This is a genomic window from Pectobacterium colocasium (assembly GCF_020181655.1).
GTDB classification, from domain to species: Bacteria; Pseudomonadota; Gammaproteobacteria; order Enterobacterales; family Enterobacteriaceae; genus Pectobacterium; species Pectobacterium colocasium.
On the sequence record NZ_CP084032.1, the window covers coordinates 1,585,455 to 1,597,094 of the forward strand.

The following is an 11,640-nucleotide window of genomic DNA, read 5'->3' on the forward strand; positions in this document are numbered from 1 at the left end:
TTTTTCAGGCTAGGCGGCACATTGGCTTAACCGTGCCGCCTGAAATCAATGCTGTGCCGCAGATTCAAGATGGCGTTGGATGTTGTCCAATATCGAGTTGACCGCCTCGGGTTGCAGGTTGCCATCTTCATCCATCGGCAGATACGGACGGGCGGGTAGCTCGACGGATTCATTGCGCCCGGTCTTGCCACCAAACTGGTGGATGGCACCATAAACGGTGTTGGTGCCGATCATCGCGGTGCTGGCATCATATTCGGTTGATACCGATCCCTGCAGCCGTCCAGTTTTGCGCAGTGTCTGGCCGTCACGGTCTTCTGCTGCCTGAGACACCATCCATTCAGGCCGTCCGCTCTCATCAAAATTGATATCGGTTTCTGCATGCAGCGTGCCAGCAATCTTGCGCATCGCCGGGGTCATATCCGCCGCTGCGCTCTCCAGCGCACGCAGTCCACGCCGCAGATCGTTGTCGTTAATCGTGATTGTGACGGTACTCATGACGATAACTCCTGTTTAGCCAGGGACGCGAGGCCGCCCTGATAACGGGCTAAATCCGGGCGATAGGCGGAACCCGGTGCATACGACCAGCCGATATCGGTGCTGATTTTGGTGCTGCCGGTGTTGAACGTGGCCACGCGCTGCATCTCGCCGGTTTTCTCCGAAACTAGCTTCAGTTCCCAGCCCATCGCATTAATGGCGTTGGCCACTTTCAGCCCACGCCGTTCGATATCATGCTGGCTCAGGGCAATCACGCTACAGCGGCAGCGCCAGCCGTTTGGCGGGTAGAACGCCTGCCAGAACGGATCATCGAAACGAAAAACCATCCCGTGCATCGACAGATGGCTTTGCCGCGTATGCTTGTCACGAATGGCGCTGTACATCCAGTAGGGCCGATCATCCACATTTTCCATCTGCTCAGCCCAGCGGCCAGCGCTGTAGAGCACCGACATGTTGGTACGGAAAATGGTATCCAGCCGCCACGGGCTACCCTGCTGAATAGTGACGGGTTCACCGGTCACCGGGTCGGTGGTATCACGCGGCCCCCACCAACCTTTCTTCTGTAGCACCGGCTCCAGTTCTTTACGAAACCAGCGGTCAGTCTTGCCGTCATCCAGTGCTTCCTGCAAGGCGCGGCGGATATCTTCAAGAATATCCAGCCGGGTCACTTTAGCGACGGTAAACGCACGGGCATGAGATTCCTGCCAAACGTCTTCCCAGTCCCAGCTTATCGCATAGCCTTTCGTCTGTAGGTAACTGATAGCCCGTTTAGGCGGTAGCGTCATGCAGTACGCCAGTTCAGTCGCGGTGATGCTCATGCAGACGCCCCCAGATATTGGCGACAAACAGAACCCGCGCCAACCGCTCTTGCAAATCGTCGGCTTTCATCTGCGGGTACAGTTCCGCCAGTTCTCCCAACAAGTCGCCGGGGCGAGCGCCGGACTGGAGGCGTTCAAACAACGGAGCCAGCAACGGCTCCAGCGTGTCGTCGAGTTGGCCACCGTTCATCACAACATCCAGCGCCGCATCGAGCGCGTCCTGTGCGTTGACATCGGCATTGACGGCTTCCGCGAACGCCAGCGATTGGTCAGGTAGCGTCTCTCTGGGCGTTTCGTCGATATCGCCGTCCTGCAACTGGTACTCACGCTTCCAGTATTGCGGGGTGAACGTCACACCCGCGCGGCTTAGCTTCTCATCGCGTGTCGCCTGTACCTCATCGACGGATTCCTGCTCCCATAGCTGATACACCGGCGCTGCAACGTGACTGCCGAAATTGAGGTCAACCACCCAGCGGATCAACTGATTGATCGCGCTGGTCACGATATCGCTGTCGCCATCCCGGATATCGTCGGTGACTTCCAGCCCGGCCTGCGCCGAGGCTTTGTTCGCCGTCGCTTCAGTGGTCTGGTTCTGTCCCAGCAACGCGATAGCAATTTCGCCACGCGATACGGCGATCAGATTCTGGTAAATCTCGCTGCTGTCGGCTTTGCCCGCCGCTTCTTTGATATCGACCGACGAGTCATCAGGAATCGCGGCAACGGCATCCTCGATCATCGATTCCAGTGAATCCAGCAGGTTGTCGATTTCACCCTGCGGCGTGCCACGAGGATGTTTACCGATCACCCACGGCGAGCCGTATTTCTCGGCAAACCGCACCCAGAATTTCATGCCACCTTTTTTGAAGGTGACGGGCCAGAAGCACATCGACAGGTCAGGGAAGCCATACGGGTTGTCATAGGTCGCATCCTGACGCGGCACCAGGAATTTGTAGTCGGGTATGGCTTCCCCCTCAAACCCGCTGTCGCGGGAGCGGAAACGCAGCCGGTTGTTGGTGTCGAACTGGAACCAGTCTGCGGGCTTACCGACGATGTCGCTAACATGCCAGCTTGTCCCTGAGCGTTGCCACATCACTTCACAGGGCTGGTAGCCGTATAGCACCGCATCGGTCATTTCTCCGATAATGCGCGACATATCCATGTCCGTCAGCATGTCACGGATAAAGCAGAATATCTGTTCAGAGGCGTTCCCTCTGTCCACGCCGCGCTCCAGCGCTTTCACTGCGGCCTTGCGGCGACGAATACAACCGCCGACCAGAGGATCGGTGCGCAGCTCACGATAAATACGAATATCCTTTCCCTGCGCTTTCAGGATCGGGTCGGGGTTCGGCAGATACATCCCCAACCCATAGAAATCCATGCTGCGGTCACGTGAGGCGATCTGTTCGCTGAGTGATTTCTTAGGCTCGGAAAAGGAAACAAATTCGGTGGGGGAAACCCAGAGTCCGCGTGCCATTAGTAGTTCTCCAGTAACCGTGCAGACGTTCTGCGTCTGCGGGAGGATGCCGTCACCGGCCCTTTGTTGATTTCCCGGCTGGCGTAGTAGGCCAGTGCCAGTGCAATGGCTGCGTCACCGTGACGTTTACCGCCGTCAGATTTGGCTTTTGAACGCTGTTCCGGCACGCGGGGGACACCATTCACCACCTGAATAGCCCGCAGATCATCCAGCGTGTCTTCGTCCTTTGGCAGGTCAACAAGATTGCCGTCTTCCAGCGCAGCTTTGACGGGCGGCATATTGTCCCGATACCAGCCTTCTGTAGGCATAACTTGCTGCACCCGGCTGGCACCGTAACGCTGCATGGCATATTCCGCCAGATAGGCACCGTTGCCCCGCGCATCGAATGCCGCCCCCAGCAACATCGGCAAGCCATCCATCAGATACCAGGTGATCTGTTCCTGTTGCTTGAACGGCACGTTGCGCAGCTCCAGCACGAACGGCACCTGCCGAACCAGATTCTTCTGTTGCAACAGGGGATAATCTACCGACAGGTCACCACTGCGGCCAAAGTCACGCCCCAGAAACGAGCGGGCACCTCTCGGTAGCGCATCCAGCAACGGTTTCAGATGGGTGTCCAGCCAATCCTGTGTTTCGCTCCAGCGGGTTTCATCGGATTTCAGCTCATAGCCTTCCGGGCAGGTCAGACGTAAAACAGGAGTATCGGCTGACATTCGGGATTCGATCAGGGCGCGAGACAGCCAGGCTCCGCCACCATTAGCCGGGATGCAGTCCAGCTCTTCGGATGCACCCACGCCATAGAATTTATATACCGAGGCCATCCACTCGGCTTCCGCTGCAGCAGACCATTCACGCCCGGTACGCAGGCATACACGGCTGAATAAGCCTTCCGTCACTGCCTCTTTAAAGGTGATACGTTGGACACTGCCGCCTTGACGTTCAGCCCGGATATCCCCGATCAGCGTATTAAAGGGGTTGTCATCACCGTCATGGGTGGAAATGACGCGCACCTTACCACCCCAAATCAGCATCGCCAGTGCGGCCTTCAGCAGTTCATCCAGTTGCTCATGGAATGCGGCTTCATCAATCACGATGATGCCCTGACGGCCACGTAGGTTGGATGGACGGCTGGACAACGCGACGACGCGAAAGCCTGAGTCGGGGAATTTGATGGTGTAGGTTTTGATGTGCTTGTCGTCTTCGTCTTCCTGCCAGAAGCCTTCTTCAATCTCGCTGGCTGCGTAGTTGAAAACTCGCGCCCACATCGCGCACGCCTGAATATACTCAACGGTCATGTCCTGGTTGTAGGCGATGTAATAGACGTTCATTCCACCTGCCGGTGCTGAAGAGGCGGCAGTCAGCACATTATCGGAGGCTTCCGCCCAGGTAATACCGGTACGACGGCTTTTCTCAATGACCTTGAGCGGTGAGGTGTCGGCAACCCAGCGTTGCTGGTATGGCATCAGTGCGACAGGTGCGTCCATCTGCGAGGTATCGGGCAACACCGGAGCAATCTTTCCAGATGACGTTGTCATGACGCAATCCCCAGAATCTCCCGGCGCAGCGCCTGCACCGCGTCAGTTGACAGGCCACCTTTGCGGGCAATCTTCTCGGCATTGCTTGCCGCTTGCTGCGCTTTGGTTCTGACTTCAGTCTGGAACTTCTTCAGGTTGACGCTGGCCCGCGACAGCGTGGCGACGTTCTTGGCCACTTTGGACAACAGCGCGACACGCTCTTTGTGATCGATTTCCTCTTCGTCAGCTTCCTGTAACTGGACGATGCTTTCGAACAGTTCAGTCTGGATCAGCGCGATGACCGCCTCCGAACGCGCATCCTGATCGTCGGCTGCGCCTTCGGTCAACATGCGGGCGGCTTCTGTTGCTGCACGAATAGCACCGAAACGCTTTTCAATCTTCTGGCCATAACGGTGGATCGCCGACTTACTGATGATGTAACCCTGCTCACGCAGCAGGCTTTCCAGTTCGGCATACCCACTGAAGCCTGACTCGGTCAGCGCCCGCTCCAACCAGCGGCGGGCATCCTCCGGCAGTTTGTCGATAGTGCTGCGACGGGCCATATCATTCGCTCCAGTATTTTTCAGGTCGGGCGATCCCTGGGCCACACTCCACGGTGTACTCGACGATATCAACGCCCAGCCGCGTTAAATCAGCAAACCAGTCACCGCTGGGGCGCTTGGTCAGATCGACCATCTTGCGGTCAGACAGATAATCCAGTTCGCGCCGCAGCTCCAGCGGTGTGGTGTCTGGATAAATGGCCCGTGCGATATCCAGCAGCAGCGTCTCGCTGGCGGTATAGGGGCGGGTTTTATTGAGCGCGACCAGCAGACTCCAGCGCAGTCCCTCACGGCGCACGCGGGTGATATCAACCATGTTGTCCTCCGTTCATTCGGTGCTGTTGCACCAGTTCCAGCTTGTTGTAAACCGCGTCCAGCTTGGCCTCTATCACTGTCTGCCCACGGATGTAGTCCTCGCGCCGGACATAGGTCACCGGAAGTTCGGCACGAAACTCCAGAAATTCCCGCTCCAGTCGCTGCCAGCCTTTTTCGCTCTGAGAACGGGCCTGCTCCAGTGCGCCAAAGCGTTCGTTCAGGCGCTGCTCTATCTGCGCCAGCAGAATTTTTCCGGCTGCAAAGACAAACCCTAAAAAACCCAGCAACAAGCCCACCAGTTGCCAGAACTCCACTTCAATTTTCATTATTCTTTCCTGTTCTGTAGTGCAGCGAGGTAATCCAACAGGCCATTTACCTGCGCGGCAAGCTGCTGGTAACGTTCTCCGGCGTCGGCGTTGTGGGCGAGGATGTCGCGTTGGGTAACGCCGGAGTCGCGTAGCCGGGCGTCAAGGGTGGCAGTGGCTGCGGACGTATCGCCAGCCCCGCGGGAAGCGGTGGTAGCGCCTGTTCCTGCAACGACACCGTAGGCGGCGTTGTACTGTTGCACGAAACCAGCAGTAAACACGCATTCAATAGGACGGCTCTGGCCGCGTTCATCAATCCAGCGTTGCGTGACATCATCAATTCTCCGCTTCAGGTTTTCGTTTTGTTGGCGCAATGACACCGTGGTAGTGAGGTATTGCTGCTCGGCGGTATGGGCGGACACGACAAGCTGCTGATAGCGCTGCTGCCATGCCTGTAAGGCGGCATTGGCCTGTTCCGCACGCTGCTGTTGCTGCTGTGCGATATCAGCCTGCAAACGCGCCAGCGTCGCATCGGATGCCGATTTCTGTTTCTCCAGTGCGGCATTGCCAGCGGATTCCGCACTGGAGAATCCATTCTCATAACCGTTCTGGTAAATCAGCCACAGCGCACACAGTGCGGCGACAACCCATAGCAAGGTTTTCCACGGCAAGGCTTTAAGCAGGTTCAGCACAGCTACGTCCTCCCCACGTCAGATAGCGCGGTGCTAACTCCTGCAGGATGCGCTGTGGATAATGACGGTTCTCACGCCAGTTAGCCGCAGAACGCCCAGCATTGACGGTAGCGACATGCCCAAACCAGCGCTGACGGTCTAACCCACGTTGCGCCGCCAGCTTCTGATCGCGCTGTACCCAGCCCAGCCCACCGTTGTAGCCGGAGAGCGTCATCGCCATCCGTTGGCAGTCATCAGCCGCATTAACACGCTGCCAGATCCATCGGTCATAGCGGGTCAATGCACGAATTGACCACGCGGGATTAAACGGCTGATTGGCTTTTAGTTCCGGCATGATGTCGCTAATCCACGTCGCCGTCGCGGGCATAAACTGCGCTAATCCCTGCGCGCCAACGGGCGAGACTGCGCGGGGATTCCAGCCGGATTCCTGATGGAGTTGTGCGGCGAAATCGGCCACTGGCGCATTCAGCCCCCAGTCCAGCCGGGCATTACGGATAAGGTCGCTGCGGTATTGTTTGGACGCCGCAGGCGGCTGGGCGGCATGAACCTGACTGAAGAAACCGCCGCACCAGAGCAACCAAGCTGTAGCCAGTGCGCCGAATAGCGCCCACCAGACGCTGTGTTTATCCGTGCGTGGTTCGCCATGTTTCATCAAGGTCATACCTAACCCCAGCGACACCAACGCAATCCAGGTGATTTGCGGCCAGTTCATGGCTATAGACCCATCGCCACGGCGAGACAGACTGCCGCCACGATAATGGCGCGACGGATTAATACTGCAGCAAATACCCGCTGGCAGCCATTTTTGACCGGGTATTCGCCGTGCTTCATCAATTCTGGGTCATGTACCAGATACTGGCCTAGCGCAGCCTTGGGGAATAATGAACGGTCGAGCCAGTAGCCCAACACAGCAGCCAGCGTGATCAGTGAGATTTTGTAGATGACGACGGGGAGTTGCTGCGGTGATACCAGCGCGATCACCGCCAGCAGCAACACGGCAGTCAGTTGCCAGCCTAAAAGGCGTTTCAGGCGTGTGAGTCGAAAGAGGTTGAGTTTCATTGCTGTCTCCTTATGTAAGTGGAGACAGCATGACGCATTGCGTCACGAAAGGATTTTAAACGGCTTTAGAAGTGGCAAGAGAGGGAAATGGCCTTGCAGTACACACTAGTGAAGCAGCCTGGGGGGCGTCAGCTTTTATTGCTGCGGCTATAGTTCAGACTCTGAATGATTTTGAAGCTCCAGAGCTGCTTCAGAAGAATGTATCGTTAGTCAGTAATTTTCACTTCTATTGAGAAACCTTCGTGGGTCGTAAGCAGGCCAATAAGATCGTCATAACCAATGAGTTTTCCATCAATAACAACCCCGTCATGCCTGATCGTTCCCGCAAGCTTTCCGGTGAGCATAGATGGTTGGTCGGACTGCCAGACAAGATGCTTCTGGGATAATGCATTCTGTATTTTTTCATGCAGCCCCAGGTAAGCGATATAAGGTGAGGATTCAACGGCTGATTTAAACTGATACCCTGGCCCATCAACACGTTCAGTCGCCCTAATCCAAAACCCCATACCACCGGGTATCTCATAGAGAACGTTCTCAAATTTATGGAGAGTATTAGTGCAATCCACGTATTCTCTGAATTTCGGTATTCCTGGAACCAGCATTTCTCTTTCGCTCATAACACCTCTAATCTTTTATCTTTAGTGCCAGTATTTCATCACTACTACTGCTTGACAGGGCAGCTCCACTCAGTCGTGTTATCCGCCTTAAATACCATCAGGCACCCTGGGCGAGGTGGTTTATTGTCCGGTGTAGGTGGCAAAATTTCTGTCGGTTTAGGCTTTTCTGGTACTGATTTGATGTCCTTTGAACATTCCGCCGCACTTATCTTGTAATCGTTATAGGCCGTTTTAATTCGTTGCATGGCGGATGCCATCTTTTGCGGATCATTAGAGGCGGGATCGTGAGCAAAGCTAATTTGCTCACCCCACCAATTATCTGCTCTAAATCCTACCATTGTGCAAGAGCTATAGGGCTGAATAACATCCTGAGTTAAAAAGCGTCTTCCCTCATACGCTATATATTTGAATTGTCGTCCATAATTTGGGAAATCGTAACCAATCCAACTATCTTTTTGTTGAACACTCTCAATAGTTTTAGCCACCGTATTGAGATAGTTTTTCGCTGTTTTAATGCGTTCCTCGTTCGACATGTTAGCGAAATCATGCGGCGTATAGGTCAAGTCATCTGGATAGAAATATACCCAGTAATCGCTGTTGGGCAGAACATCTTGGCGATCAAATAAGGTGGCCTGACAGGCGCTTTTGGGGATTTTTATGCCTGTTCGATCATCATTGATTTCAATGAAGCAGTTATGCCCAGTTGCAACATATTCAGCGGGGATGTTGGCATTATCAGGGATGTGGAACTTGATGGTTAAAAAGCGGTTATGCTCAATAGTCTTTTCCTGAAATTGCTCTGAGTATTTATCAAGACCGGGCAGTAAATGACGGATAGCGGGTAGCAATCGATTGATATCAGGGGCATCGGTTGTTATTGAGAACGTTGGGGCTGGAGCCTTTTCTGGTTCAGATTTAACACTGTTTTCTGGCTCATCGCCGCACCCAGTTAGTATCAGCACCATAGGAATGGCAAGTTTTAATTTGTGCATAGTCAATATCCTTATCTAAATCGCAGAAACGATATATTGTTAAATTCCTCGCCTACGAAAAATAACGTCTATAGTATCGATAGTATTTTGATTTTCATTGACGATCCTGGTTTCTATTTTTCTTACTTTATCCATGAATCTTACAGTCAACATTATCAAGCATGCCCAGCCAATGAAGATGAAAAAATTGTTCCCACTCATATCTAGCCAATGTGATTTTCCGGTGTAGATAAGAGAAATATTCCAAAAAATAAAGCCAAAAGCCGATAGCGTCAACACAAAGAACAGCAATGAAGGAATGTTGAAATAGCTGCGACGTTTTGACTCATTTCTCTTAGAAATCAATTCCCTTCTGATTTTTCGTAACATGCTGTCATCCATCTCATGGAGTTCAAGAGGACGCTGTGGAGCGGGATTGATGTTAACTACGGAGCCGACATGAATAGAACCAGGGTTATTGCCTCCAACACTAATTGTTATCTGCCGCTCTTGACCATCTTGGGGAAGCTGTTTAAGGCTATCCATAACTTGTTCAGCTAAAGAATGTAGTTCTTGTTCTCTTCTATCCATGGCGAATCCTATATTTTTTAATTATTAACAACCAGTTTAAGCACGTTATCAATCCTATCATCATCAACTACCGACTCTTTAATTAAAAAGTTATATATTTTCGATGACTGTAAAACGAGTTCGCTAGGTGTCCATCTGCGATTGGCTTGTTTCGCTAATAAATCCAGTTTATGAACAATCTTACCCAGTAGAATTTCATCTATTTCACTACTTTTTTGTGTCTTTGATGATGATTTCTGAGCTTGCCCAGTGATCAGATACAGCACGTCTAAGCCAACATTGGCCCACAGACTTATTGAATCAGCACTAGGGGCTGATTCATCTTTTTCCCACCTTATTTGCGATTTTCTTGATGCACCGACTAACTCAGCAAAATCAGCCTGGCTGAATCCTAGTCGTTCACGCTCTTCTCTTAATCTTTCGCCAAGAGACATTTTTGTCACCAAAACCTTTACAAGTCCCATTTTTGGGACAATAATCTATCACGTATTCTACAAACATCATTGCATAACCGGAGGCCATAGCATGACACCCGAACAAGTTAAAAGCCGCTTCCAGCAGCGCGGTATGACCGTCACCCAATGGGCACAGGAGAATGGTTATTCCCGTGAAGCTGTCTATCGCGTACTGAACGGCATCACAAAAGCCAAGTACGGCCAGGCACATGAAATCGCCGTCAAACTCGGCCTTAAAACCACGGCCCGTGCCGCCTGATATCTATCAGAATGCGTAACAGATTATCACATATCGCAAAAAGGGGAATGGCATGAAACCCAGTTTACTAAAGGCCGGTATGCGGGTACTGATCACCTCGCACTATGAATCTGGTGATATTTATCACGGCACGTTTATTCAACGCATACCGCGACAGCCTGGACGCCCCGCACGCAGCGTCATTCGTGTCGATGAGTTTGTGGGGCTGCATGGTCACAATGACGCCGGCGACACACCGTATTCCGACCACGACGTATCGCGTCGGGTCAAACTTCTGGAGGCATCACATGAATAAACCCAATGTTTCCAGCGCAGGCGCTCGGATCTTGCGCGTTCTCAAAGCACTCCGTGGCCATACCCTGAACGGGGTATCAAACGGTGAACTGGCGGCGGCGCTGGACGATTCTCCGGCCAACGTTAACCGCGCCTTGAACACCCTTATTGAGGAAGGACTGGCGCAAAAACTGGATAACGGCAGATTCGCCCTCTCGATGCAGGCGCTACAAATCGCCCAGGCACATGCGAACGAAATTTCCCGTGCGCAAGACCGTATTAACGAAATGAACCAACGCCTGCTGGCTGGCAGTCGCTAAGGATAAGAAATGGCACGCACCAAATCACAACCGGTTGAATTAGTAGAAGACGCCCCGTTAGCGGGCGATCTGAATGTGAAACTCAATGCGCTGACTGAGCACCGTATGCAGGTAATGGCTCAGTTCGGTGACGGCCTGCCGTATGAACGTGATCGTATCGTTCACGAAGCGCGTTTTTATATGGCCCAATCAGCCGAGGCCATGCTGGAAGCCGGTAAGCGTCTAGTTATTCTCAAAGAAAATGAACCTCATGGTGATTTTACTGAGATTGTAGAAAACCAGCTAGGATTGGCACAGCGCACAGCACGTATGATGATGCAGGCTGCTCTCAAATACTTATCCCCAGCACTAGAGCCAAAACGGCAAGCGCTTGCCGTTTTAGGTAAAACAAAATTATTCGAACTAATGACAGAGGATGATGATGAACTCTCTGCATTAGCTGATGGCGGCACTATCGCGGGGGCAACGCTCGATGATATCGACCGCATGACCAGCCGCGAGCTGAAAGCCGCTCTGCGCGAAGCCCGCGAAACCAATACGGCCCAGCAACGCGTTCTGACCGACAAAAACCAGAAGATAGATGACCTAACCACCAAACTGGATAAGAAATCTCGCATTCAGCCACCGCCACCCGATCAGGAAGCAGAGAAACTGCGCAAAGAGGTTAGTGCCATTGCCTTTGAAGCGGAAGCTGCCATCACCGTTCGTCTTCACACAGCGTTTTCAACGCTACAAAACTATTGCATGGATCATCAGATAGATACGCCTAAAGATTTCATGACTGGCCTGATATGTCAGGTTGAATCGGCTATCAACAGCCTCCGCCACACATTCGACCTAGAGGCAACGCCTACCGGTAGCGAACGTCCGACATGGCTGGATGCGCCGGAACCTGTGATTCCGCGTACCGACGCATAAGGGG

Annotated in this window: 18 protein-coding genes; 4 read left to right on the forward strand and 14 right to left on the reverse strand. The window is 53.0% G+C overall.

What is annotated here, in order from left to right:
- Window positions 1-45: 45 nt before the first annotated feature.
- The 14 genes from LCF41_RS07075 to LCF41_RS07140 form a co-directional block, all read right to left on the reverse strand.
- Window positions 46-495, reverse strand: coding sequence for a phage virion morphogenesis protein (locus LCF41_RS07075; RefSeq protein ID WP_225087445.1), 450 nt, complete (start codon window positions 493-495; stop codon window positions 46-48).
- Window positions 492-1,313 (reverse strand): phage head morphogenesis protein, encoded by an 822-nt coding sequence (locus LCF41_RS07080; protein ID WP_225087446.1) that lies wholly within the window; start codon window positions 1,311-1,313, stop codon window positions 492-494. The genes LCF41_RS07075 and LCF41_RS07080 overlap by 4 nt, the downstream gene beginning before the upstream one ends.
- Complete coding sequence (locus LCF41_RS07085) at window positions 1,294-2,787, reverse strand: DUF935 domain-containing protein (protein ID WP_225087447.1); 1,494 nt, start codon at window positions 2,785-2,787, stop codon at window positions 1,294-1,296. Before LCF41_RS07085 ends, LCF41_RS07080 begins: the two co-directional genes overlap by 20 nt.
- A complete protein-coding gene (locus tag LCF41_RS07090) occupies window positions 2,787-4,322 on the reverse strand; it encodes a hypothetical protein (RefSeq protein ID WP_225087448.1) in 1,536 nt (511 codons plus the stop codon). Before LCF41_RS07090 ends, LCF41_RS07085 begins: the two co-directional genes overlap by 1 nt.
- Complete coding sequence (locus LCF41_RS07095; RefSeq protein WP_225087449.1) at window positions 4,319-4,864, reverse strand: DUF3486 family protein; 546 nt, start codon at window positions 4,862-4,864, stop codon at window positions 4,319-4,321. The genes LCF41_RS07090 and LCF41_RS07095 overlap by 4 nt, the downstream gene beginning before the upstream one ends.
- Before the next feature lies 1 nt (window position 4,865).
- Complete coding sequence (locus LCF41_RS07100; RefSeq protein ID WP_011095217.1) at window positions 4,866-5,177, reverse strand: hypothetical protein; 312 nt, start codon at window positions 5,175-5,177, stop codon at window positions 4,866-4,868.
- The gene (locus LCF41_RS07105; RefSeq protein ID WP_039528360.1) at window positions 5,170-5,502 is read right to left on the reverse strand and encodes a hypothetical protein; all 333 of its coding nucleotides are present in this window, start codon (window positions 5,500-5,502) and stop codon (window positions 5,170-5,172) included. The genes LCF41_RS07100 and LCF41_RS07105 overlap by 8 nt, the downstream gene beginning before the upstream one ends.
- A complete protein-coding gene (locus LCF41_RS07110) occupies window positions 5,502-6,173 on the reverse strand; it encodes a hypothetical protein (RefSeq protein ID WP_225087450.1) in 672 nt (223 codons plus the stop codon). The genes LCF41_RS07105 and LCF41_RS07110 overlap by 1 nt, the downstream gene beginning before the upstream one ends.
- Window positions 6,157-6,885 (reverse strand): transglycosylase SLT domain-containing protein, encoded by a 729-nt coding sequence (locus LCF41_RS07115; protein ID WP_225087451.1) that lies wholly within the window; start codon window positions 6,883-6,885, stop codon window positions 6,157-6,159. The genes LCF41_RS07110 and LCF41_RS07115 overlap by 17 nt, the downstream gene beginning before the upstream one ends.
- A gap of 2 nt (window positions 6,886-6,887) precedes the next feature.
- Window positions 6,888-7,232, reverse strand: a complete 345-nt coding sequence (locus LCF41_RS07120) for a putative holin (protein ID WP_225087452.1) — start codon at window positions 7,230-7,232, stop codon at window positions 6,888-6,890.
- Between the two features lie 206 nt (window positions 7,233-7,438).
- Window positions 7,439-7,849, reverse strand: a complete 411-nt coding sequence (locus tag LCF41_RS07125; protein ID WP_225087453.1) for a DUF7713 domain-containing protein — start codon at window positions 7,847-7,849, stop codon at window positions 7,439-7,441.
- Between the two features lie 44 nt (window positions 7,850-7,893).
- Window positions 7,894-8,841: a hypothetical protein gene (locus LCF41_RS07130; protein ID WP_225087454.1), complete on the reverse strand. Its 948-nt coding sequence runs from the start codon at window positions 8,839-8,841 to the stop codon at window positions 7,894-7,896.
- A 39-nt stretch (window positions 8,842-8,880) separates the two neighbouring features.
- Window positions 8,881-9,411, reverse strand: a complete 531-nt coding sequence (locus LCF41_RS07135; protein WP_205565835.1) for a hypothetical protein — start codon at window positions 9,409-9,411, stop codon at window positions 8,881-8,883.
- A 17-nt stretch (window positions 9,412-9,428) separates the two neighbouring features.
- Window positions 9,429-9,845 carry a helix-turn-helix domain-containing protein gene (locus LCF41_RS07140; RefSeq protein WP_080163239.1) on the reverse strand — a complete coding sequence of 139 codons (417 nt, stop codon included), beginning with the start codon at window positions 9,843-9,845 and terminating at the stop codon, window positions 9,429-9,431.
- Window positions 9,846-9,936: 91 nt separating this feature from the next.
- Between LCF41_RS07140 and LCF41_RS07145 the strand changes: the two genes are divergently transcribed.
- Genes LCF41_RS07145 through LCF41_RS07160 form a run of 4 tightly spaced genes read left to right on the forward strand, consistent with a single transcriptional unit; the run spans window position 9,937 to window position 11,636 of the window.
- Window positions 9,937-10,125 (forward strand): DNA-binding protein, encoded by a 189-nt coding sequence (locus tag LCF41_RS07145; protein ID WP_129705261.1) that lies wholly within the window; start codon window positions 9,937-9,939, stop codon window positions 10,123-10,125.
- 52 nt (window positions 10,126-10,177) lie between these two features.
- A complete protein-coding gene (locus LCF41_RS07150; protein ID WP_225087455.1) occupies window positions 10,178-10,420 on the forward strand; it encodes a hypothetical protein in 243 nt (80 codons plus the stop codon).
- Window positions 10,413-10,718: a helix-turn-helix domain-containing protein gene (locus LCF41_RS07155; RefSeq protein WP_039558131.1), complete on the forward strand. Its 306-nt coding sequence runs from the start codon at window positions 10,413-10,415 to the stop codon at window positions 10,716-10,718. The genes LCF41_RS07150 and LCF41_RS07155 overlap by 8 nt, the downstream gene beginning before the upstream one ends.
- Window positions 10,719-10,727: 9 nt before the next feature.
- Window positions 10,728-11,636: a DUF3102 domain-containing protein gene (locus tag LCF41_RS07160; protein WP_225087456.1), complete on the forward strand. Its 909-nt coding sequence runs from the start codon at window positions 10,728-10,730 to the stop codon at window positions 11,634-11,636.
- Window positions 11,637-11,640: the final 4 nt, after the last annotated feature.